The 19,565-nt window shown below is 70.2% G+C and carries 24 protein-coding genes; 5 read left to right on the forward strand and 19 right to left on the reverse strand.

Translation table 11 applies throughout. The annotated features are described in order from the left end of the window. Window positions 1-8: 8 nt before the first annotated feature. From ABZ444_RS37670 to ABZ444_RS37705, 8 genes are all read right to left on the reverse strand, one after another. Window positions 9-1,334 (reverse strand): NADH-quinone oxidoreductase subunit D, encoded by a 1,326-nt coding sequence (locus tag ABZ444_RS37670; RefSeq protein ID WP_358007845.1) that lies wholly within the window; start codon window positions 1,332-1,334, stop codon window positions 9-11. Beyond that, the gene (locus ABZ444_RS37675; protein ID WP_358007988.1) at window positions 1,331-1,936 is read right to left on the reverse strand and encodes an NADH-quinone oxidoreductase subunit C; all 606 of its coding nucleotides are present in this window, start codon (window positions 1,934-1,936) and stop codon (window positions 1,331-1,333) included. The genes ABZ444_RS37670 and ABZ444_RS37675 overlap by 4 nt, the downstream gene beginning before the upstream one ends. A 98-nt stretch (window positions 1,937-2,034) precedes the next feature. Then, on the reverse strand, window positions 2,035-2,586 hold the full coding sequence (locus ABZ444_RS37680) for an NADH-quinone oxidoreductase subunit B family protein (RefSeq protein WP_352322512.1): 552 nt from the start codon (window positions 2,584-2,586) through the stop codon (window positions 2,035-2,037). A gap of 2 nt (window positions 2,587-2,588) precedes the next feature. Then, window positions 2,589-2,984: an NADH-quinone oxidoreductase subunit A gene (locus ABZ444_RS37685; protein ID WP_125643844.1), complete on the reverse strand. Its 396-nt coding sequence runs from the start codon at window positions 2,982-2,984 to the stop codon at window positions 2,589-2,591. A gap of 64 nt (window positions 2,985-3,048) precedes the next feature. After that, on the reverse strand, window positions 3,049-4,302 hold the full coding sequence (locus ABZ444_RS37690) for a geranylgeranyl reductase family protein (RefSeq protein ID WP_357966345.1): 1,254 nt from the start codon (window positions 4,300-4,302) through the stop codon (window positions 3,049-3,051). 188 nt (window positions 4,303-4,490) lie between these two features. Beyond that, window positions 4,491-4,697 (reverse strand): DUF397 domain-containing protein, encoded by a 207-nt coding sequence (locus ABZ444_RS37695; RefSeq protein ID WP_358007848.1) that lies wholly within the window; start codon window positions 4,695-4,697, stop codon window positions 4,491-4,493. Window positions 4,698-4,841: 144 nt separating this feature from the next. Beyond that, window positions 4,842-5,159: a Scr1 family TA system antitoxin-like transcriptional regulator gene (locus ABZ444_RS37700; RefSeq protein WP_358007851.1), complete on the reverse strand. Its 318-nt coding sequence runs from the start codon at window positions 5,157-5,159 to the stop codon at window positions 4,842-4,844. Window positions 5,160-5,433: 274 nt separating this feature from the next. After that, window positions 5,434-6,150: a demethylmenaquinone methyltransferase gene (locus tag ABZ444_RS37705; RefSeq protein ID WP_358007854.1), complete on the reverse strand. Its 717-nt coding sequence runs from the start codon at window positions 6,148-6,150 to the stop codon at window positions 5,434-5,436. A gap of 150 nt (window positions 6,151-6,300) precedes the next feature. Between ABZ444_RS37705 and ABZ444_RS37710 the strand changes: the two genes are divergently transcribed. Continuing rightward, entirely contained in the window at window positions 6,301-7,506 is a 1,206-nt protein-coding gene (locus ABZ444_RS37710) for a hypothetical protein (protein WP_358007857.1), read from the forward strand. On the opposite strand, the gene ABZ444_RS37715 is transcribed toward ABZ444_RS37710, so the two are convergent. Then, window positions 7,503-7,721 carry a DUF4229 domain-containing protein gene (locus tag ABZ444_RS37715; RefSeq protein ID WP_358007860.1) on the reverse strand — a complete coding sequence of 73 codons (219 nt, stop codon included), beginning with the start codon at window positions 7,719-7,721 and terminating at the stop codon, window positions 7,503-7,505. The genes ABZ444_RS37710 and ABZ444_RS37715 overlap by 4 nt on opposite strands. A 257-nt stretch (window positions 7,722-7,978) precedes the next feature. On the opposite strand from ABZ444_RS37715, the gene ABZ444_RS37720 reads away from it, so the two are divergent. Next, window positions 7,979-8,200, forward strand: a complete 222-nt coding sequence (locus tag ABZ444_RS37720; RefSeq protein ID WP_026214226.1) for a BldC family transcriptional regulator — start codon at window positions 7,979-7,981, stop codon at window positions 8,198-8,200. 165 nt (window positions 8,201-8,365) lie between these two features. On the opposite strand, the gene ABZ444_RS37725 is transcribed toward ABZ444_RS37720, so the two are convergent. Then, window positions 8,366-8,608 carry a hypothetical protein gene (locus ABZ444_RS37725; protein WP_357966334.1) on the reverse strand — a complete coding sequence of 81 codons (243 nt, stop codon included), beginning with the start codon at window positions 8,606-8,608 and terminating at the stop codon, window positions 8,366-8,368. A 10-nt stretch (window positions 8,609-8,618) separates the two neighbouring features. Then, window positions 8,619-9,596, reverse strand: a complete 978-nt coding sequence (locus tag ABZ444_RS37730; RefSeq protein WP_358007863.1) for a hypothetical protein — start codon at window positions 9,594-9,596, stop codon at window positions 8,619-8,621. Between the two features lie 123 nt (window positions 9,597-9,719). On the opposite strand from ABZ444_RS37730, the gene ABZ444_RS37735 reads away from it, so the two are divergent. Next, a complete protein-coding gene (locus ABZ444_RS37735) occupies window positions 9,720-10,007 on the forward strand; it encodes a PLDc N-terminal domain-containing protein (protein ID WP_357966328.1) in 288 nt (95 codons plus the stop codon). Here the strand turns inward: ABZ444_RS37735 and ccsA are convergent. The 5 genes from ccsA to ABZ444_RS37760 form a co-directional block, all read right to left on the reverse strand. Further along, window positions 10,004-10,963, reverse strand: a complete 960-nt coding sequence (ccsA, locus tag ABZ444_RS37740) for a cytochrome c biogenesis protein CcsA (RefSeq protein WP_358007866.1) — start codon at window positions 10,961-10,963, stop codon at window positions 10,004-10,006. The two genes, ABZ444_RS37735 and ccsA, sit on opposite strands and share 4 nt — an antisense overlap. Beyond that, complete coding sequence (locus ABZ444_RS37745; RefSeq protein ID WP_358007869.1) at window positions 10,953-12,515, reverse strand: cytochrome c biogenesis protein ResB; 1,563 nt, start codon at window positions 12,513-12,515, stop codon at window positions 10,953-10,955. The genes ccsA and ABZ444_RS37745 overlap by 11 nt, the downstream gene beginning before the upstream one ends. Continuing rightward, window positions 12,515-13,237: a cytochrome c biogenesis protein CcdA gene (locus ABZ444_RS37750; protein ID WP_358007872.1), complete on the reverse strand. Its 723-nt coding sequence runs from the start codon at window positions 13,235-13,237 to the stop codon at window positions 12,515-12,517. The genes ABZ444_RS37745 and ABZ444_RS37750 overlap by 1 nt, the downstream gene beginning before the upstream one ends. Beyond that, window positions 13,230-13,793 (reverse strand): TlpA disulfide reductase family protein, encoded by a 564-nt coding sequence (locus tag ABZ444_RS37755; RefSeq protein ID WP_358007875.1) that lies wholly within the window; start codon window positions 13,791-13,793, stop codon window positions 13,230-13,232. Before ABZ444_RS37755 ends, ABZ444_RS37750 begins: the two co-directional genes overlap by 8 nt. A 71-nt stretch (window positions 13,794-13,864) precedes the next feature. Next, window positions 13,865-14,503, reverse strand: a complete 639-nt coding sequence (locus ABZ444_RS37760; RefSeq protein WP_357966317.1) for a histidine phosphatase family protein — start codon at window positions 14,501-14,503, stop codon at window positions 13,865-13,867. A 241-nt stretch (window positions 14,504-14,744) separates the two neighbouring features. Here ABZ444_RS37760 and ABZ444_RS37765 point away from each other — a divergent pair, with 241 nt between their 5' ends. Beyond that, on the forward strand, window positions 14,745-15,605 hold the full coding sequence (locus ABZ444_RS37765; RefSeq protein ID WP_358007878.1) for a DMT family transporter: 861 nt from the start codon (window positions 14,745-14,747) through the stop codon (window positions 15,603-15,605). On the opposite strand, the gene ABZ444_RS37770 is transcribed toward ABZ444_RS37765, so the two are convergent. Further along, window positions 15,598-16,518, reverse strand: coding sequence for a LysR family transcriptional regulator (locus ABZ444_RS37770; RefSeq protein WP_358007881.1), 921 nt, complete (start codon window positions 16,516-16,518; stop codon window positions 15,598-15,600). The genes ABZ444_RS37765 and ABZ444_RS37770 overlap by 8 nt on opposite strands. A 183-nt stretch (window positions 16,519-16,701) precedes the next feature. Between ABZ444_RS37770 and ABZ444_RS37775 the strand changes: the two genes are divergently transcribed. Beyond that, window positions 16,702-17,601: an EamA family transporter gene (locus ABZ444_RS37775; RefSeq protein WP_358007884.1), complete on the forward strand. Its 900-nt coding sequence runs from the start codon at window positions 16,702-16,704 to the stop codon at window positions 17,599-17,601. On the opposite strand, the gene hemL is transcribed toward ABZ444_RS37775, so the two are convergent. Together hemL and ABZ444_RS37785 are read right to left on the reverse strand one after the other, a co-directional pair. Then, window positions 17,543-18,832: a glutamate-1-semialdehyde 2,1-aminomutase gene (hemL, locus tag ABZ444_RS37780; protein ID WP_358007887.1), complete on the reverse strand. Its 1,290-nt coding sequence runs from the start codon at window positions 18,830-18,832 to the stop codon at window positions 17,543-17,545. The genes ABZ444_RS37775 and hemL overlap by 59 nt on opposite strands. A 48-nt stretch (window positions 18,833-18,880) precedes the next feature. Then, the gene (locus tag ABZ444_RS37785; RefSeq protein WP_358007890.1) at window positions 18,881-19,510 is read right to left on the reverse strand and encodes a bifunctional DNA primase/polymerase; all 630 of its coding nucleotides are present in this window, start codon (window positions 19,508-19,510) and stop codon (window positions 18,881-18,883) included. Between the last annotated feature and the right edge of the window lie 55 nt (window positions 19,511-19,565).

The raw sequence follows: 19,565 nt of genomic DNA on the forward strand, positions 1-19,565 counted from the left end.
AAGCTCGCTCACCTGTCCACACCTCCCATGACGGGGTCGATAGAAGCCACCGCGGCGATCACGTCGGCGACCTGGCCGCCCTCCGCCATGGCGGGGAAGCCCTGCAGGTTGCAGAAGGAAGGCTCGCGGAAGTGCACGCGGTACGGGCGGGTGCCGCCGTCGCTGACGACGTGCGCCCCGAGCTCGCCCTTGGGCGACTCGATGCTCGCGTACGCCTGGCCGGCCGGGACCCGGAAGCCCTCGGTCACCAGCTTGAAGTGGTGGATCAGGGCCTCCATCGAGCTGCCCATGATGTGCGCGATGTGGTCGGGCGAGTTGCCGAAGCCGTCGGGGCCGAGCGCGAGCTGCGCGGGCCAGCCGATCTTCTTGTCCTCGATCATCACCGGGTCGCCCTTGAGCGGGCCGGCGATGCGGTCGAGAGCCTGCTCGACGATCTTGAGCGACTCCTCCATCTCCCGCATGCGCACGAGGTAGCGCGAGTAGACGTCGCAGCCGCGCTCGGTGGCGACCTCGAACTCGTACGTCTCGTAGCCGGAGTAGGGCTGCGACTTGCGCAGGTCCCAGGGCAGCCCGGCGGCGCGCAGGATCGGGCCGGTGATGCCGAGCGCCATGCAGCCGGTCAGGTCGAGGTAGCCCACGTCCTTGGTACGGCGCACGTAGACGGGGTTCTCGTCGAGGAGCTTGCGGATGTCCTTGATCCGCTTGGGCATCTCCTTGAGGAACTCGCCCACCTTGTCGACCGCGCCCGCGGGCAGGTCGACGCTGACGCCGCCCGGCCTGACGTAGGCGTGGTTCATGCGCAGACCCGTGATGTACTCGAACAGGTCCATGATCATTTCACGGTCGCGGTAGCCGAACAGGAACGGCGTGGTCGCGCCCAGCTCCATGCCGAACGTGCCCATCGCGACCAGGTGCGAGGCGATGCGGTTGAGCTCCATCATCATCACGCGGATGGCCTGCGCCCGCTCGGGCACGCGGTCGGTGATGCCGAGCAGCCTCTCCACGCCCAGGCAGTACGCGGTCTCGTTGAAGATCGGCGAGAGGTAGTCCATGCGGGTCACGAACGTGGTCCCCTGGGTCCACGTCCGGTACTCCATGTTCTTCTCGATGCCGGTGTGCAGGTAGCCGATGACGCTGCGCGCCTCGGTGACCGTCTCACCGTCGAGCGTCAGGACCAGGCGGAGCACGCCGTGCGTGGACGGGTGCTGCGGGCCCATGTTGACGACCAGGCGCTCTTCCTCGGTGTCGCGCGCTCCGCCGACGACCTCGTCCCAGTCTCCGCCGGTGACCGAGTAGACCTTGCCCTCTGTCGCCTCGTCATAAGCGGTGCTCATGAGTAAGACCTCCTCTGGTCCGGCGAGGGGATGGTGGCGCCCCGGTACTCGACCGGGATGCCGCCGAGCGGGTAGTCCTTGCGCTGCGGGTGACCGTCCCAGTCATCCGGCATCATGATCCGGGTGAGTGACGGATGGCCGTCGAAGACGATTCCGAAGAAGTCGTACGTCTCCCGCTCATGCCAGTCATGACCAGGGTAAACGCCCACGGTCGATGGGATGTGCGGGTCGGCGTCCGGTGCGCTCACCTCCAGGCGCACGCGCCTGTTGTGGGTGATCGAGCACAGGTGGTAGACGGCGCGCAGCTCCTCGCCCTTCAGGTGCGGGTAGTGCACCCCGGAGACGCCGAGCGACAGCTCGAAACGCAGGGTCGGGTCGTCGCGCAGCTTCTGGCAGACCTCCACCAGGCGCTCGCGGCGGACGTGCAGGGTCAGCTCGCCGCGGTCGACCACGACGCGCTCGATGGCGTCGTCGAGGGCGAGGGCGTCGACCAGCTCGTCGAAGTAGCCGCCGTACGGACGGGGTGTGGAGATCTGCGGCGCCCGGCGCACGACGAGCCCGCCGTAGCCGGAGGTGTCGCCGGAGTCGTGCGCGCCGAACATGCCGTGCCGGGCGACGGGCGCCTCGGGGACGGCCGGGACCGAGGCGGCCTCGGGGGCCTCCCCGCCCTCCGGGCTTCCGGGAAGGTGGTCGGGCGAGGTCACTTTCCGGCCCCCTGGTCGATCAGCGGCAGCGTGCGCAGCGCCCGCAGTTCGAGGTCCTCGATCTGCTTGGCGCGGTGAGCGCCGAACTTCATGTTCTGGATCTTGTCGTGCAGCTTCACGATCGCGTCGATCAGCATCTCCGGCCGCGGCGGGCAGCCGGGCAGGTAGATGTCGACCGGCACGACGTGGTCGACGCCCTGCACGATGGCGTAGTTGTTGAACATGCCGCCGCTGGAGGCGCACACGCCCATGGCGATGACCCACTTGGGCTCGGCCATCTGGTCGTAGATCTGCCGCAGGACGGGCGCCATCTTCTGCGACACGCGCCCGGCGACGATCATGAGGTCGGCCTGGCGGGGAGACGCCGAAGCGCGCTCCATGCCGAAGCGCGCCAGGTCGTAGTGGGGGCCACCGGTGGCCATCAGCTCGATGGCGCAACATGCGAGGCCGAACGTGGCCGGCCATACCGAGCTCTTCCGAGCCCATCCTGCGGCGGCTTCGACCGTGCTGAGGATGAACCCGCTGGGGAGTTTCTCTTCAAGTCCCATTTTCAGTCCCAGTCCAGACCCTTGCGGCGCCACACGTACGCGTAGGCGACGAGCACGGTGACGATGAACAGCAGCATCTCGACCAGCGCGAACAGCCCGAGGCCGGACGCGATGGTGTCGCCCGCGTCGTTCTTCAGCGGCGCGAAGGAGACCGCCCACGGGTAGAGGAAGATGATCTCGATGTCGAACACGATGAAGAGCATCGCGGTGATCATGTATTTGAGCGGGAACCGTCCGCCACCGACCGGCTGGGGCGTCGGCTCGATGCCGCATTCATAGGCGTCAAGCTTGGCGCGGTTCCAGCGCTTGGGACCGGTGAAGGGAGCGATGGCGACCGAGAAGATCGCGAAGCCCCCCGCGAGAACGGCGAGCACCAGGATGGGCACGTAAAGGTCCATCGCTACGCCTCCTCTGGAGTCGCCGCGCGCGCGGGCGCGCAGCTTGATGTGTCTGTCGTGGGAATCATGCTGGTGGGGCGACCTTCGAGAGTGCGTTGATGATCATGTCGGACGCATCGCCTCGCCGGTCGGTGAGATTACCAAGGAGTTTGAGCGCGAAGCGCATCAGCCTCGGGTGTGGCAGGCCGTGCCTGGTCCCGAAGCTCATCACACCCGGCTTCCCAATCGCCTCGACGAACAACCTCCCTAGCGTGAAGTAGCCGCCGTAGGCGTCCTTCATCACCTGGGGGTAGGTCCTCAGGATCCGCTCGCGCTGTGCGGGAGTGGTGTCCTTGAGGGCCTTCGCGATGATCTCGGCGGCGATCTCGCCGGTCTCCATGGCGTAGGCGATGCCCTCGCCGTTGAACGGGTTGATGGACCCGCCGGAGTCACCCACGAGGATAAGACCCCGCGTGTAGTGGGGCTGCCTGTTGAAGGCCATCGGGAGAGCGGCGCCGCGGATGGGGGCCGTCATGTTCTCCTCGGTGAAGCCCCAGTCGGCCGGCATGGCCTTGCACCAGCGCTTCAACAGGTCGCGGTAGTCGATGTTGCCGAACTGGGCGCTGGTGTTGAGCAGCCCGAGCCCGACGTTGGCGGTGCCGTCGCCGACCCCGAACACCCAGCCGTAGCCGGGCAGCAGGGTGTCGCCGTCCCACAGCTCCAGCCAGGTCTCCAGGTAGTCGTCGTCGTGGCGGGGGCTCTCGAAGTAGGTGCGGACGGCCACGCCCATGGGCCGGTCCTCCCGCTTGTGCAGGCCCATGCCGATCGCCAGGCGGGTGCTGTTGCCGTCGGCCGCCACGACCACCCGGCTGCGGTACGTCGCGCCGTCCTTGGTGCGCACGCCGACGATGTGCCCGCTGCGGTCGTCGAGCACCGGCCCGGTCACGGTGACGCCCTCCATGAGGCGCACGCCGTTCTTGACCGCGTTGGCCGCGACGATCTGGTCGAAGTCCTTGCGGGTGCGGACCAGCCCGAAGTCGGGGAAGCGCTCCAACTGCGGCCAGTCGAGCTCGAAGCGGTGGCCGCCGCCGACGACGCGCAGGCCCTTGTTCCTGATCCAGCCGGGCGCGTCGATGTCGACGCCCATGTTGAGCAACTGCTTGACGGCACGTGGCGTCAGGCCGTCGCCGCAGACCTTCTCGCGGGGGAACCTGGTCTTCTCCAGGAGCAGCACGTCGAGACCGGCCTGAGCGAGGTAAAAGGCGGTTGCGGAACCGGCGGGACCGGCGCCGACGACGATGACGTCGGCGTCAGCCTGTATGGCTGGTGGCACGGTCACTGGACTGTCCTGTCCTGTCCTACACGATCGAAGGCCTCGGGGTCTTGCGCCTTCGTTCCTTTGTGAACCCCTTCACAAACTTGTCGGCCCGCAGTCTACTGCTTTTCCTGTACATAGTGGCAGTCGGGGTACGGATCCCGGACACAAGAAGGCCCTCCGTCGTCAACGAAGGGCCGGGCACGGGAACGTCAGACTTCGAACTCGGCGTTACGCACTCCGCCGACGAACGCCCGCCACTCTCCGGGTGTGAAGGTCAGGACCGGACCCGAGGGGTCTTTCGAGTCACGCAACGACACTTCGCCGGTCGTGCTCCGGGCGAACTCGACGCACTCGCCGGCGGCCGCGCCGAGACTGCTCTTGCGCCATCCGCCCGGCGAGACAGTGGGGCCGCTCATCGGACGGACTACCTCCCGAGTCTCATTGGTCTGGACCAATGACGGTAGCCAACAGAAGATCGGCCGGGCCTGCAAGACACGCCACGATAACCATGTCGTTACAATTGATCTGCCAACGACGCGATGAATTCGCGCGATTCCTCCTCATCCATGGCGGCTGGGCCGGCGGCGCATCCTGGCCCGGATCCTGCGTTCGACCCTGCTCGGCGGCGCCAGCTCGACGGCCCGGTGTAGCAGGCCGATCCGGGTGGCGTACTCGCGGGTCTGCAGCAGGCCGGGAAGGGAGAAGGTGTGCCACGTCCCGATCCGGCCGGCGCCGTCCTCCAGGCCGAACAGCTCAGGCACCGGCTCGGTCACGACGTCGGAGCAGGACTCCCACCAGCCCTTGACGCCGTCGGTGCGGGCCGGCGCGAGCAGCAGGTCGCCGCGCCGTCGAGCCCCGCGTCCTCGCGTGACCGGCACAGCTCGGCGGCGAGCTTCCGGCGGCGGAGTGTCGGATTGATTTCTCCGATCACCCGGGGCTCCTTCCGAGAAATCGAGGAGATATGCCCGCAAAGTGCGATGCAATCCTCGCCGGGAAGACCTGGTTTCGTCCTGGAAAGAGTCCCGGTCGTCATCCCAGCGGGAATTGCACGGGTCTCCCTCCGACACATCCTCAGGGGGGCCCGCAAAGCCGAAATCGGGCGGAAAGGCGGAAGATGATTCCAGGAACTTTCGCGGACCGCCCGCCCGCGGCTCAGGCGGGCTTGAACCCCCGGTGGACGGCGACGATGCCCATCGTCAGGTTGCGCCAGGCGACCCGCTCCCAGCCGGCGTCGCTGATCGTCCGGGCCAGCGCCCACTGGTCGGGCCAGTCCCTGATGGACTCGGCCAGGTACTCGTAGGAGTCGTCGTTGGAGCCGAACACCTTGGCCACCTTGGGCAGGGCCCTCATCAGGTATTCGCGGTAGACCAGGTCGAACGGCCCGAACGTGACGTGCGAGAACTCCAGGATCACCAGCCGACCGCCCGGCCTGGTCACGCGGAGCATCTCGCGCAGCGCCTGCGAGGTGTCGTGCACGTTGCGCAGCGCCACCGAGATCGTCACCGCGTCGAAGGCGTCGTCCGCGAACGGCAGCCGCATCGCGTCGCCGGCCACGAAGGGGATGCCGGGCCCGCTCAGCGAGTTGCCGCCGTGCCGCTGCACGCCCGTGCGCAACATGCCGAGGGAGAAGTCGGAGGCCACCGCGCGGGCGCCCAGGCTGGTGAAGCTGTCGGTGGAGGTGCCGGTGCCCGCTCCCAGGTCGAGCACGAGCTCGCCGGGCCCCGCGTCGACGGCGGCGGCCACGGCCTTGCGCCAGAGCCTGACCTGCCACAGCGAGGCCACGTCGTTGACCAGGTCGTAGCGCCGGGCGGTGCGATCGAACATCGCGGCGACCTCGTCCGGCTGCTTGTCCAACTGAGCGCGCGTCATGCGGACAAGAGTACTCACGCGGCCTGTGCGGTATTCGCCGGGCGTTACGGCCTTTGACCAGCCACCACCGGGCCGGCGGCGAGCCAGGCTCTTGCGGCAATTGACGCAAAGTAACGGCACCGCTACCCAACGTCTGCTAGTTGTTGGTGAATGCTTGCCCGTGTCGCCCTTGCGGCGATCATCGCCTCGGCCCCCGTCGCGCACCCCCGCGTGGTCTCGGCCGACCCGGTCGACAACACCCCCCATGTCCTCGACGGCATCGTCAACGCCATCGCGCTGGTCGGTGGCACCGTCGTCGTCGGCGGCTCGTTCAGCGAGGTCAGCGACGCCGGGCGCACGTACACGCTGCGCCGGGCCAACCTGTTCGCCTACGACCTGGCGACCGGCCGCATCCTGCGCGGCTTCGCGCCGTCCGTCGCCGGGCCGGTCTACGGGCTGGCCGCCGGCGACCACGGCACGGTCTACGTGGGCGGCGCCTTCCCCGGCGTCAACAACATCGGCGCCCGCGCGCTCGCCCGGATCAGCGTCGCCGACGGGCAGCTCGTCGACGGCTTCATGCCCCGGATCGAGGGGGGCATGGTCACGACCCTGGCCAGGAACGGCTCCAGGCTCTACGTGGGCGGCGACTTCGTCCGGCCGCGCGTCGCCCTCGCCGGGCTCGACGCCGCGACGGGCGTGGCCGACCCCGGCTTCGCCGTCACGCCGGGCGAACCGCTGACGCCCCGGGTGAAGGTCCAGGCCCTCGCCCTGTCGGGCGGCCGGCTGGCGGTCGACGGCTCGTTCACCACGCTCGGCGGGAGGTCCCGGCCGCAGCTCGGGCTGATCGACGTCGGCGGGCCCGTGGCCAGGGTCGCCGACTGGCGCACAGAGGTCTACGCGCAGCGCTGCGCGGAGGCGTTCCCGTCCTACGTGCGCGGCCTGGACTTCGCCCCCGACGGCCGCTCCTTCGTGGTCGTCACGACCGGAGGCCCGAAGGGCCGCATGTGCGACACGGCCGCCCGGTTCGAGACGTACGCCGCAGGCCCAGACGTCAGACCGACCTGGACGAACGCCACCGGCGGCGACTCGCTCTACGCGGTGGCGGTGACCGGCTCAGCCGTCTATGTCGGCGGCCACCAGCGCTGGCTGGACAACCCGCAGGGCCGCGACTCGGCCGGCCCTGGAGCGGTGCCCCGCGAGGGCATCGGCGCCATTCATCCGCGTACGGGAAAGGCGCTCGCCTGGAATCCCGGCCGGGAGCGGGGCATCGGCGTGAAGGCATTTCTGGCGCACAAGACCGGCCTACTAGTCGGTAGTGACACAACGCGACTCGGACGGGAGTACCATGCCCGGATTGGCATGTTCCCCCTGCCCTAGTCGTCCTGCGGCTCAGGCCGGTCGATCCGGCCGCTGAGGCGTGCGCTGACGGCGTCACGCTGCCTCGACAGCAGCACGTAGCTGGCTATGCCGCTGATCACGAAAGCGGCTGCGAGCAGGAACAGCGGGTTTTGCAGGCCGACGAGGTACAGAACACCCAGGGTCACGACAAACAGGGCGATCCGCGACGCGGTGTAAACGAGAACGGGATGCACAGGTTCGAGGTTACTCGTCCCTGCGTAGCGGTCGCTCTTCGCATCGGACGCGAGCGCTGCTACTGTTCCCAGTAAGGGTGTTTCGTAAAGAAACACCCACGAGAGCCCCAAAGAGGCTCTATCATATAACAATCGGGCAGTCAGCTGATAACAACCCGTGATCTTTGTCGAAAACCACGGATAAATCAGGCTTCGCTCGACACACTGGTTACCTGTCCGCCCGCTGGCAGGAAGCGGGATGCGAGGGGGAGAGATTGGTGGAGAGTAGCAGCGAGCGTCTGCTGACCCCAGGAGAGGTTGCCGCCCTCTTCCGGGTAGACCCAAAGACGGTTACGCGCTGGGCTGCGGCAGGCCGCATCAGCAGTATCCGCACCCCCGGAGGGCACCGGCGCTTCCGCGAGTCGGAAGTGCACGCCCTTCTTCGAGGCGAGGACGTTCTCACGGCCGACAGGCCAGCAGGTGAGTCCCCGCGCGTCTGACGTTCCGTCTAGTCGGTGATCCTGAGATCCGCCAGGATCACCGCTGGCGGGACCTCAATCCGTCTCACGTCGTGAGGCCGTGAACGAGCGTGCCTGCGGGCCACACTTCCCGAGGGCAGGCACGGGGCGGCGCCAACCGCCGACCGTGGCTGGCGCCTGTCCTTCTCAGGCGTCCTCCTGGCTGGCCTTGAAGGCCAGGAACTCGCGTTCGAGGTCGTCGTTCTCCTCTTCCCAGCGACTGCGGCGCTCGGCCGCCTCCTCCTCGGTCAGCGACTCGGGCAGCCACTTGTCGTAGTCGGGATCGCCGGGCTGCACGTCCACGTACGCGTTGCCGATCAGACGCCCGTCTTCGCTGGTCAGGCTCTGCGGCACGCGCAGGGTCCCGTCAGCGAGCCGGATGACGTACATGGCTGATCACCTAGATTCCGTAGCGCCGGTTGAAGAAGAGCATGACGTCGAGCGCCATCCGTGTGTCGCCGCCGAGCATGTCGACCAGGGCCGGGCGCTGGCGGGCGGCGATGGCGGCGAAGGCGTCGGCGAAGAACTCCTTGCGGCCCAGGCCGTTGCCCTGGCGGTGGAAGGTCGAGGCCAGCTTGGGGAAGGCGTTCTCGTAGAGCCGGAGGAACTCCGGCGAGTCGGACACCCATTCGCCGTGGAACGAGTCCAGGTCGTCGATGGCGTGGCCGACCTCGTGCATCATCACGTCCGGCGTGGGTGAGGGACGGTCGCCCACCACGATCTTGCGGTCGCCGTACGCGCCGGCGCAGATGTCCCAGGTGGCCCGGCCGGACGGGAGCGGCGCACCGCGTAAGTACCCCATGTCGTCGAGGTCGGGGACGCCGCCGGGGCCGACGTAGATGCCTTCCAGGCCGGCGGCCAGCAGCTCCTTCAGCCGGTCGGGCAGCCGGGCCAGGCTCTCCACGGCGCGCACGGCGTCCTTGGAGGGCGGGCCGTGCCGGGCGTCCCACTGGCGGTGGAGGATCTTCTCCAGCTTGCCGCAGTGGCGCAGGCCGTCGCCGATGGAGGGGGCCTCCGGCCTGTTGGGCTGGGCCCTCGGCGGCGTGTCGTCGAGCTCGAAGTCGTACCAGGTGTAGCGGGGGCGTTCGGCGACGGCGGCGGGCAGGCGTTCACCGCGCTCGCGCAGCGAGAGGCCGTCCCAGGTCACCTCGCGCCGCTGGGGGCCGCCGGGACGGGCGAACCGTTCCGGCTGCTGCTCCCTGCGCCGCTCCGCGCCCTTGAGCTGCTCTCTCGGGGGCTCCGGGCGGTTGTCCCTCCGCCGGGACCAGAAGGAACGGTCCGCGTCCGGAGGAGCCTCGTCACGCCGCGCGAACAGGTACGACCCGCGGCGCCACCAACGGCCGCGCCGATGTCGGCCCTTGTCGTGAGAAAAGGCCATCGCACCCCTTCACGCCGCGTCCATGGCGAACCGGGTTCCACGGTACGACGCCGATCTTCCCGAGTCATCCGAAACGGGACATCGTCCGACACGATCACGTCGCGGATGGCTTACAGTTCGGGCATGGCAGGTGTTCTGATCGGCCTGGCGTTGCTGGCCTTCTGGCTCTTCTCGCTCTTCGACGTCATCACCGCACCCGAGGAAGAGGTCAGGAACGTACCAAAGGCGCTGTGGGTCCTCATCGTCGTGCTGGTCCCGTTGCTCGGCGGTGTGATCTGGATGCTGCGCGGGCGGCCGAAGGCCGAGCGCGACCCGTGGCCGGTGCCGCCGGGCCCGGGCGCGCCGAAGGGCCCGGACGACGACCCCGACTTCCTGAGAGATCTCGACCGGCGGATGCGCGGCGAGGACTAACCGCTGACGTCGGCGTAGCTGTGCAGGCCGGAGATGAAGATGTTGACGCCGACCAGGTTGAACAGCAGGCACCCGAACGCCAGCAGCTGCACGATCATGGCCGCCCTGCCCCGCCAGCCGGCCGTCACCCTGGCGTGCAGGTAGGCCGCGTACGCCACCCAGGTGATGAACGACCAGACCTCCTTGGGGTCCCAGCCCCAGTAGCGGCCCCAGGCGCGGTCGGCCCAGAGCGCGCCGGCGATGACGGCGAACGTCCACAGCGGGAAGGCCAGCACGATCGCGCGGTGGGCCACCCGCTCCAGGTCGTCGCGGCTGGGCAGGCGTGACAGCCCCTCCCCGCGCACCAGGAACAGCACCCCCGCCACGCCCGCCAGCGTGAACAGCCCGCTGGCCAGGATCGCCGCGCTGACGTGGATCGCGATCCAGTACGAGTTCAGCGCCGGCACCACGGGCCCGGCCGCCGTGTAGAGCACCTTGACCGCGAACCCGAGCCCGAGCGTGGCGGCGATCATGACGAACGCGCCCAGGAACCGCACGTTCTGGCGGACCTGGGTGAACAGGAACGCGGTCACGGCGGCGAAGCAGATGGCCACCACGAACTCGTACATGTTGCCCCACGGCCACCGGTCGACCGCCAGGCCGCGGGTGATGATGGCGCCGAGGTTGGCGGCCCAGCCGATCCAGGCCAGCACGAGCGCGACCCGTCCGGCCCTGGCCCCGCCCGCCATGACGGGCGCGGGATCGGCGACGGCCGCCTCGGCCTCGGGCGCGGCGTCGCCTTCCGAGGGGGCGCCGACCGTGACGGGCTGCCGGGCGGCCCGCTTCACGGCGACCTTGCCCAGGACGGATCTCCCGAAGGCCAGCTCCATCGCGAAGCCCACCATGGCGATGATGTAGAGCAGGACGGCGGCGACGACGAAATTGTCGCTCAGCCCGGCCATTTGCTCAGCGGACATGCTGTTCTCCTGCTGATAGAGCCTTGACGATCTCGGCGAACTCCTCGGCGAAGCCCGCCGCGGAGCCCTCGGTACGGGTCAGGCCGCCCACGTCGACCCGCCCTTCCCTGACCCGCACCCAGACGCGCCGGCGGCGGATCATCAACGACAGCGCGATGGCCACGACCGCGACGGCCGCGGCGATCAGCGCAGGCACGCGCCCGGGGTCGTAGGCGGTCTGGAGCGTGATCCACTCCTTGACGCCGGTGAACTCCAGCTTCCCCGCCCCGCCGGGCAGCTCCGCCGACTCCCCCACCGACAGCGGCTTGGTCGCGAACGACCCCCGCACCACGGGGACGACCTTGCCGTCGAGCTCGTCCGGCAGGATCTTGTAGACCGACTGGGGCTTGCCCGATCGCATGCCGAGGTCGCCCACGTAACCGCCGAGGAGCTGCACCTGCGGCTGGAGCTCGCCGGGGAAGGCCGAGGCGTAGTTGCCGTCGGTCAGCGGCACGCTGGTGGGCAGGAAGCGCAGCAGGAACCCCAGCTGGGACGGCTGCGCGTCGGGCGCCTTGACGACGCACGACGAGGTCAGCGTGGCCTTCTGGTCGATCAGGCAGGCCACGGGCCCTTCGTAGGCGACCTGGCCCTTGCCGTCGGTCACCTTGAAGACGGGCGCGTAGCCGTGGCCGATCAGGTACGTCTGCGTCCCGTCGACCTCGAGCGGGTCGTTGACCTTGAGCTCGTAGTCGCGGGCGGGCGCGCCGGGCTCGTCGTGCACCTTCAGGTAGGCGGAGTAGTCGAGCTCCTGGCCCTTCTTGTCGCCCTCGACCTGGTAGGTGGCCTTGAAGTCGGTCAGCTCGAACGAGAACGGCTGGAGCGACTCGGCCGAGACCCGGCTGCCGGGGATGAACCTGTCGTAGGCGGCCACGGTGTTGGCGAAGCCGTCGCCCTCGACGACCAGGACGTTGCCGCGGTAGCCGTACAGGGAGCCGAAGCCGATCGCGAGCAGGATGCCGATCAGCGCGACGTGGAAGAACAGGTTGCCGGTCTCGCGCAGGTAGCCCTTCTCGGCGGCCACCCAGCCGTCGCCGGTGACGACGCGGAAGCGCAGCCTGCGCAGCCGCCCGGCGGCCTCCTCCACGGTCAGGTCGCCCTCGAAGGAGTCGGAGTGCGGCAGCCGGGACAGGTTCTTGGGCGCGGCGGGCGGCTTGCGGAGCAGCTCGCGCAGGTAGGTGGCGGTGCGCGGGATGATGCAGCCGACGAGCGAGGTGAACAGCAGCAGGTAGACGGCGGCGAACCAGACCGAGGTGAACACCTCGAAGAGCTGGAACCGGTCGTACCACTCGGCCAGGGTGGGGTTCTGCTGGTAGAGCTGGGCCACCTTGTCGGGTTCGACGCTGCGCTGGGGCACCAGCGACCCCGGGATCGAGCCGAGCGCCAGCAGGAAGAGCAGGATCAGCGCGGTCTTCATCGAGGTGAGGGTGCGCCAGCCCCACCGGAGCCAGCCGGCCGGCCCGAGCCTGGTCTGCCGCGGCTCGCGCTCCTCGCGCACCAGCTCGTCGACGCTCATCAGAGCACCGGCTCGAACGCGCCGATGAGCCCCTGCATGGCCGCGATCATCGCACCCCACAGTCCGGTGACGAGCAGCAGCCCGACGGCCACCATCATGCCCCCGCCGATCCTGGTGATCAGCCGGGTGTGCCTGCGCACGGCCTGGAACGTGCGCAGGGCCTTGCTGTAGGCCAGGGCGGCGGCCACGAACGGCAGCCCCAGGCCCAGCGCGTAGGCCACGGCCAGCAGCGCGCCGCGCGAGGCGCTGCCCTCGTTGAGCCCGAGCGTGAGCACGACGGCCAGCGTGGGGCCGATGCACGGCGTCCAGCCGAGGCCGAACACCACGCCGAGCAGCGGCGCGCCGGCCAGGCCCGCGGCCGGCAGCTTGTGGATGCGCACGTCGCGCATCAGGCCGGGCAGCACGCCGAGGAAGGCCAGCCCGAGCAGGATCGTCAGGACGCCGAGCACCCGCGTGATGACCTGGGCGTTGCCCAGCATCATCGAGCCGAGCCCGCCGAACAGCGCGCCGCTGAGCACGAACACCAGCGCGAACCCGGCCACGAACAGCACCGTGCCGAGCACCAGCCGCCCCCGCTTGGGGTCGGCGCTCATGCCCGTCACGTACGACAGATAGCCCGGCACCAGCGGCAGCACGCACGGCGACAGGAACGACACCACCCCGGCCAGCAGCGCGATCGGCACCGCGAGCAGCAGCGAGCCCGAGGCGACGACGTCACTCATCGCGCACCTTGGTCACCGTGTTCATCAGGTCGGTGTACTTGACCGCCCCGAGCGCCCTGGCCGCGATGCGGCCCTGCTTGTCGATGACCAGCGTGGACGGGATCGCCGCGGGCGGCACGGTGCCCTGGAAGGACAGCGCGACCTTGCCGGGCTGGTCGAAGATGTGGGAGTAGCCGGTCTGCTCGGTGCGCTCGAAGGCGATGGCGTCGGCCTGGCGGTCCTTGAAGTCGATGCCGATGAACTGCACGTCGCCCTTGGTCTTGGCGGCGACCTCCTTGAGCACCGGCGCCTCGGCCCGGCACGGGCCGCACCACGAGGCCCAGAAGTTGATCACTACGACCTTGCCCTTGTGGGCGGCCAGCGAGGCCGTGCCGCCGTCGAGCGTGGGGCCCTCGACCGGCGGGGCCGCCTTGCGGTCGGCGGCGTCGAAGACCTGCATCTTGCCGTCGCCCGCGACGAACCGGGTGTCGCCCACCTGGGGCTGCCCGCTCTGGTTTGCCGCGCAGCCCGCGGCCAGCGCGGCCAGGAGAACGAGGGAGATGGACGTCGCGCGCACGGAGGATGATCTCCTTGTACTACAACCGGTAGAGCTTGCAACTCTACCGGCGGGGACACATGGCCCGGACATCAGGCCCCTGGTATCGACGGCCCCGAACTGAGCGACCCGGCCGGCTCGCTGTAGCCGACGCTGACCAGGCGGTCGCCCTCGAAGGTGAAGGTGGTGAGGCTGGCCAGCGCGCACTGCCTGCGGCGCGGGTCGTGCCAGAGCCGGCGGCCCTCCGCGGCCATCCTGATCGTCCAGATCGGGAGCTGGTGGCTGACCAGCACGGCCTCGTGCCCGCGGGCGGCCGCCCTGGCGTCGTCGACGGCCGACTTCATGCGCGCCACGATCGCCGGGTACGCCTCGCCCCACGACGGGCGCAGCGGGTTCCAGAAATAGCGGTAGTTGCGCGGGTTGCGGAGGATGGCCAACCCCTGGCCGACCGGCCGGCCCTGCAGCATGTTCGCCGCTTCGAGCAGGCGGTCGTCCTTGGTCACGTCGAGGCCGAGCTTGTCGGCGAGCGGGGCCGCGGTCTCCAGCGCGCGTTCGAGCGGCGAGCTGTGGACGGCGACGATGTCGCGGCCGCCGACGGCCTTGGCGACCGTCTCGGCCATGAGCCTGCCGGTGTCGGACAGGTGGTAGCCGGGCAGCCTGCCGTACAGGATGCCGCCGGGATTGTGCACCTCACCGTGGCGCAAAAGGTGGACGACGGTGGTTTCAGCCATGGTGTGCCACAGCCTATCCGTTTCGATGCCGGTCATAGTCAGGGGCTACCTGGTCCGGCATTTCGCGCGGGGGTATGGTCGGGACGACTGCGCCTAGGGTTCCGCGTCCGGTCCGCCTCCCCCGTCACACAACCAGGGCCGGAAGACAGGTCCGAGCGGCGCCGCGGCCCGCCGGGCCGTACAGCTGACGGGACAAAAGCCTGGAGGCTCCTCTCCGTCACCCCTGGAAGGAGTCGCCCGGATGAGCCCTTGGGCGCTGGTCCTCATTCTCGTCGCCGCCGTCGCGCACGCCACCTGGAACCTGCTGAGCAAGAAGGCGTCCCAGGCCGACGGCATCGTCTTCCTCTGGCTGGTCGGGGTCGTGGCCACGGTGGTGTGGAGCCCGCTGTTCGCCGGGTTCCTGCTGGTCACGGGCGCCCGGCTGTCGTGGGGCGACCTGGCGGTGATCTGCGGCAGCACGGCCCTGCACCTGGGGTACTTCGTGCTGCTCCAGCGCGGCTACGGCGCCGGCGACCTGTCGCTGGTCTACCCCGTCGCCCGCGGGACGGGGCCGATGCTGGCCAGCCTGGTCGCCGTGTTGTTCCTGGGCGAGCACCCGGCGCCGGCCGGCGTGGCCGGGATCGTGCTCGTCGGGGTCGGGGTGTTCATGATGAGCGGCGGCGCGGCCGGGCGGGGCGACCTGCGGGGGCTGGTGTCGGGGCTGGTCGTGGGGCTGTTCATCGCCGGGTACACGGTGTGGGACTCGCAGGTGGTCAGCGCGTTCGCGGTGGCGCCGATCATGCTCAACTACCTCGGGGAGGTCGGGCGGGCGCTGGCGCTCACGCCGTTCGTCGCTGGGGGCAGGCGGCGGCTGGTCGGGCCCGTGTGGCGGGAGCACCGGTCGCGGATCGTGGGGGCGGCGTTCCTGATCTTCCTGTCGTACCTGCTGGTCCTGATCGCGTTCACGGTGGCGCCGGTCAGCGTGGTGGCGCCGGCGCGCGAGGTGAGCGTGCTGATCGCGGTGCTGCTCGGCGGGCGGCTGCTGGCCGAGGGCGACCTGCGGCGGCGGCTGCTGGCGGCCGGCGTGATCCTCGGCGGCGTGGTGGCGATCGCGCTCAGCTGACCGCCCAGGCGTTCTCCTGCTCGCGGCTGACGCTGATCAGGGCCTCGACCGTGGCCCTGATCGCGGGACGGCGGGCCGCGTCGGTGCGCCACACCGCGTAGATGCGGCGCGTCTGCCGCGGCATGATCGGAACCAGCCGCACGCCGTCGGGCACGCAGTCGCGGCCCAGGCGCGGCACGATCGCGCAGCCGAGCCCGGCGGCGACCAGCGCGAGCTGGGTGGGGTACTCGTCGGCCATGCACGCGATCTCCGGCTCCAGCGAGGCGTTGCGCAGCGTGAAGACCAGCCAGTCGTGGCAGACCGTGCCGGGCGAGGAGCTGATCCACCGCTCGCCGTGCAGCTCGGCCAGCCCCACCTCCCTGCGCCCGGCCAGCGGATGGTCGGCGGGGATGGCGACGTCGGCCACGTCGTCGAGCAGCGTGGCCCTGGACAGGCCCTCGGGCATGGCGATGGGCCGGTTGAGCCAGTCCTGCATCACGCCCAGGTCCAGCTCGCCCCTGGCCACCTCGCGCAGCACCCGCTCGGGCTCACGCTCGTAGAGCTGCACGTGCAGGTCGGGGTGGTGCCGCTTGAGCTGGACGAGCGCGCCCGGCATCAGGCCGCGGGTCGCGGTGGCGAAGGCGGCGATGCCGAGCCGGCCGACGACCTCGCCGCGCAGCGCCTCGAAGTCCGCCTCCGCGGTCTCGACCAGGGCCAGGATGCGCTCGGCGTGCTCGGCGAGCAGGCCGGCGGCGTCGGTCAGCCGCACGCCCCGGCCGCTGCGCTCCATGAGCCGGGCGCCCGTCTCCCGCTCCAGCTTGGCGATCTGCTGGCTGACGGCCGACGGCGTGACCATGAGCGCGTCGGCCGCCGCGCCGACCGACCCGTACACGTGCACGGCGTGAAGTGCCTTGAGCCGGTTCAGGTCCAACATGTAAGCCAGACTAAAGGGTTTAGCGTAGAAAGTCTCGCTTGTCCTTGTATCTGAAGCAGATGAAAATATATGCATGCGAATCATTAAGAGCAGGAAGCCCGAGACCCGTTCCACCTCGTACCTGAAGGTCCTCGCCGAGCAGGCTCGCGAGCAGCGCAACCGGTACCAGAAGACCCGCTCTGCGTGAGCCCCCGCCACCTCGCCCTCGCCGTCGGCCTCGCGGCCGTGTGGGGCTTCAACTTCGTCGTCATGCAGGTCGGCCTGAAGCACTTCCCTCCCCTGCTGTACGCGGGGATCAGGTTCACCCTGGCGGCGTTCCCCGCCCTGCTGCTCGCGGGGCGGCCGGGAGTCCCGTGGCGCTGGGTCGCCGGGGTGGCGGCCACTCTCGGAGTGGGTCAGTTCGGCCTGTTGCTGGTGGGCATGCGAGCGGGCATGCCGGCCGGGCTGACCTCTCTCGTCCTGCAGATGCAGGCGTTGTTCACCGTGCTGTTCGCGGTGACGCTGCTCGGCGAGCGGCTCACCGCCCGCCGCGTCCTCGGCCTGGCGGTCGCCTTCGGCGGCCTGGCCCTGGTCGCGTTCGACTTCGGGGTGTCCGGCCCGCTGGGCGCCTTCGCCCTGTGCGTGGCCGCCGCCGCGGCCTGGGGGCTCGGCAACGTGGTGCAGCGCAGGGCCGCGCCGCCGGACTCGCTGCGGTTCATGGTCTGGGTGAGCGCCTTCTCGGCGCCGCCCCTCCTGCTGCTGTCGCTGCTGGTCGAGGGGCCGCCCGTGCTGACCGCCCCCGCCGAGGGCTGGTTGTCGCTGGCCTACGTGGCCTTCGTCTCGACGCTCGGCGGATTCGGCGTGTGGGGCTGGCTGCTACGCCGGTACGACGCCTCGACCGTGGCGCCGTACACGCTGCTGGTGCCGGTGTTCGGCATGTCGTCGGCCGCGCTGGTGGCCGGCGAGCCCCTCTCCTGGACCGAACTCCTGGCCGCGGCCCTCATCGTCGCCGGCGTGCTGTACGCCGGCACCAGGCCGCGCCGGGCTACAGAACCGCCGCGGCCGCCTGCGCCGCTGCCGGCAGGGCCTCGGCGATCCGGTTGAGCGCCTCGTCGTCGTGCGAGGCCGACAGGAACCACGCCTCGTACGCCGACGGCGGCAGGTAGACGCCCTGGTCGAGCATCGCGTGGAAGAACGCGGTGAAGGCCGCCGTGTTCTGGGCCCTGGCCTGGTCGAAGTCGCTCACCTCGCCCTCGGCGAAGAAGATCGAGAACAGGCTGCCGGCACGCTGCAACCGGTGGGGCACGCCCGCCTTCGCCAGCGCCTCGGCCGCCGCGTCGCCCACCGCGAGCGCGGCGGCGTCGATGCGCGCGTAGGCGTCGGCGTCGAGGGCGCGCAGGGTGGCCAGGCCGGCGGCGCACGCCAGCGGATTGCCGGACAGCGTGCCCGCCTGGTAGACCGGGCCCTCCGGAGCCAGGAAGGCCATCACGTCGGCCCGGCCGCCGAACGCCGCCGCGGGCAGGCCGCCGCCCATGACCTTGCCGAACGTCATCAGGTCGGCGTCGACCGGGTCGAGGCCGTACCAGCCGGCGGACGAGACGCGGAAGCCGGTCAGCACCTCGTCGACGATGAGCAGCGCGCCGTTGGCCGTGCACAGCTCGCGCAGCCGGGCGTTGAACCCGTCGCGCGGCGGGACGACGCCCATGTTCGCCGGGCACGCCTCGGTGATCACGCAGGCCACCTCGGCGGCCGCGAAGGCCTCCGCCACCGCCTGGATGTCGTTGTACGGCAGCACGATCGTGTCGGCCGCCGACGCCCCGGTCACCCCGGGGGTGTCCGGCAGCCCGAACGTCACCACTCCCGACCCGGCCGAGGCCAGCAGGGCGTCGACGTGCCCGTGGTAGCAGCCGGCGAACTTGATCACCTTGGACCGCCCGGTGAAGCCGCGCGCCAGGCGCACCGCGCTCATCGTCGCCTCGGTGCCGGAGCTGACCAGGCGCACCTTCTCGACCGGCGCCATCCTGGAGACGATCTCCTCGGCCAGCTCGACCTCGCCCGGCGTGGCGGTGCCGTAGGAGAAACCGTGGGCGATCGCGCCGGAGACGGCCTCGACGACCGCGGGATGCCGGTGGCCGAGGATCATCGGGCCCCAGGAGCAGACCAGGTCGACGTAGCGGTTGCCGTCGACGTCGGTGATGTACGGACCCTGGCCCGAGGCCATGAAACGCGGCGTGCCGCCCACCGCGCCGAACGCGCGCACGGGCGAGTTGACACCGCCGGGCACCACTTCCCTGGCGCGGGTGAAAAGACCTTCGGAGTTCTGTGTACGGCTCACCCGACCCAGGTTAGTCCCGCAGGTCCGTGCCCCCGCCGCGGGGCGTGCTCAGTCGGCGAGCCATTCCAGGATGCGCAGCGGGTCGGGCAGCGGACGGCCGTCCGGGGGGCGGAGCCAGGAGACCGGCTGGCCAGAGGGCAGCGTGGAGGGCGGCGCGACCACGTAGCTGTCGCGGCAGTGCCAGCGCAGGCCCGGCGTGTCGTCGATGGTGGCCGGGTCGCAGTCGAGCTGGCAGGACCACCACTCGTCCTCGTCCTCGGGGTTGCCGCGGGTGGCCACATAAAACAAGACCCGGTCGCCTTGAGCGGCGACCGGGCCTGGGTGGGCTTCGGCGGCGTCGATCCTGGTGAGGGCCGACAGGCCGGAGGCGAGCGGTACGTCGAACACGTCGAACACGCGCCCTGTGGGCAGGATCACGTTGGCCTCCGGCTCGCTCTCCCACCAGCGGGTCAGCAGCGCCGTGTCCGTCGTGGCCTGCATGTGCCAGGCGGGCGAGAGCGGATGGGCGCCGGGATCGGGACAGCCGACGCGGTCGCACGAACACGCGCGTGGACCGTGACGCAGCGGAAAGGCACCCGGCACGACGGGCCAGCCCAGGGACGCGTACTCCAGCACGGAATCGATGCGTGTCGGGCGCGACCGCTTTCTGGTACGCCGAGCCAGTGGTACCCCCACCATGGTGTCTCCCGTCGAGTCAGCGCCTGAGGAGGTCCCGGCTCCGGGCCGTTCGCAC

This window comes from Nonomuraea sp. NPDC005730, from assembly GCF_040630865.1.
GTDB lineage: Bacteria > Actinomycetota > Actinomycetes > Streptosporangiales > Streptosporangiaceae > Nonomuraea.

What these genes read in the sequence shown, in the direction of transcription:
- ABZ444_RS37730 (WP_358007863.1), bottom strand. Translation starts at nt 9,596, where the DNA reads ATGGCCTTTTCTCACGACAAGGGCCGACATCGGCGCGGCCGTTGGTGG.
- ABZ444_RS37705 (WP_358007854.1), bottom strand. Translation starts at nt 6,150, where the DNA reads ATGACGCGCGCTCAGTTGGACAAGCAGCCGGACGAGGTCGCCGCGATG.
- ABZ444_RS37685 (WP_125643844.1), bottom strand. Translation starts at nt 2,984, where the DNA reads ATGGACCTTTACGTGCCCATCCTGGTGCTCGCCGTTCTCGCGGGGGGC.
- ABZ444_RS37745 (WP_358007869.1), bottom strand. Translation starts at nt 12,515, where the DNA reads ATGAGCGTCGACGAGCTGGTGCGCGAGGAGCGCGAGCCGCGGCAGACC.
- ABZ444_RS37735 (WP_357966328.1), top strand. Translation starts at nt 9,720, where the DNA reads ATGGCAGGTGTTCTGATCGGCCTGGCGTTGCTGGCCTTCTGGCTCTTC.
- ABZ444_RS37750 (WP_358007872.1), bottom strand. Translation starts at nt 13,237, where the DNA reads ATGAGTGACGTCGTCGCCTCGGGCTCGCTGCTGCTCGCGGTGCCGATC.
- ABZ444_RS37765 (WP_358007878.1), top strand. Translation starts at nt 14,745, where the DNA reads ATGAGCCCTTGGGCGCTGGTCCTCATTCTCGTCGCCGCCGTCGCGCAC.
- ABZ444_RS37710 (WP_358007857.1), top strand. Translation starts at nt 6,301, where the DNA reads ATGCTTGCCCGTGTCGCCCTTGCGGCGATCATCGCCTCGGCCCCCGTC.
- ABZ444_RS37675 (WP_358007988.1), bottom strand. Translation starts at nt 1,936, where the DNA reads ATGTTCGGCGCGCACGACTCCGGCGACACCTCCGGCTACGGCGGGCTC.
- ABZ444_RS37725 (WP_357966334.1), bottom strand. Translation starts at nt 8,608, where the DNA reads ATGTACGTCATCCGGCTCGCTGACGGGACCCTGCGCGTGCCGCAGAGC.
- ABZ444_RS37680 (WP_352322512.1), bottom strand. Translation starts at nt 2,586, where the DNA reads ATGGGACTTGAAGAGAAACTCCCCAGCGGGTTCATCCTCAGCACGGTC.
- ABZ444_RS37695 (WP_358007848.1), bottom strand. Translation starts at nt 4,697, where the DNA reads ATGAGCGGCCCCACTGTCTCGCCGGGCGGATGGCGCAAGAGCAGTCTC.
- ABZ444_RS37760 (WP_357966317.1), bottom strand. Translation starts at nt 14,503, where the DNA reads ATGGCTGAAACCACCGTCGTCCACCTTTTGCGCCACGGTGAGGTGCAC.
- ABZ444_RS37785 (WP_358007890.1), bottom strand. Translation starts at nt 19,510, where the DNA reads ATGGTGGGGGTACCACTGGCTCGGCGTACCAGAAAGCGGTCGCGCCCG.
- ABZ444_RS37770 (WP_358007881.1), bottom strand. Translation starts at nt 16,518, where the DNA reads ATGTTGGACCTGAACCGGCTCAAGGCACTTCACGCCGTGCACGTGTAC.
- ccsA (WP_358007866.1), bottom strand. Translation starts at nt 10,963, where the DNA reads ATGTCCGCTGAGCAAATGGCCGGGCTGAGCGACAATTTCGTCGTCGCC.
- ABZ444_RS37670 (WP_358007845.1), bottom strand. Translation starts at nt 1,334, where the DNA reads ATGAGCACCGCTTATGACGAGGCGACAGAGGGCAAGGTCTACTCGGTC.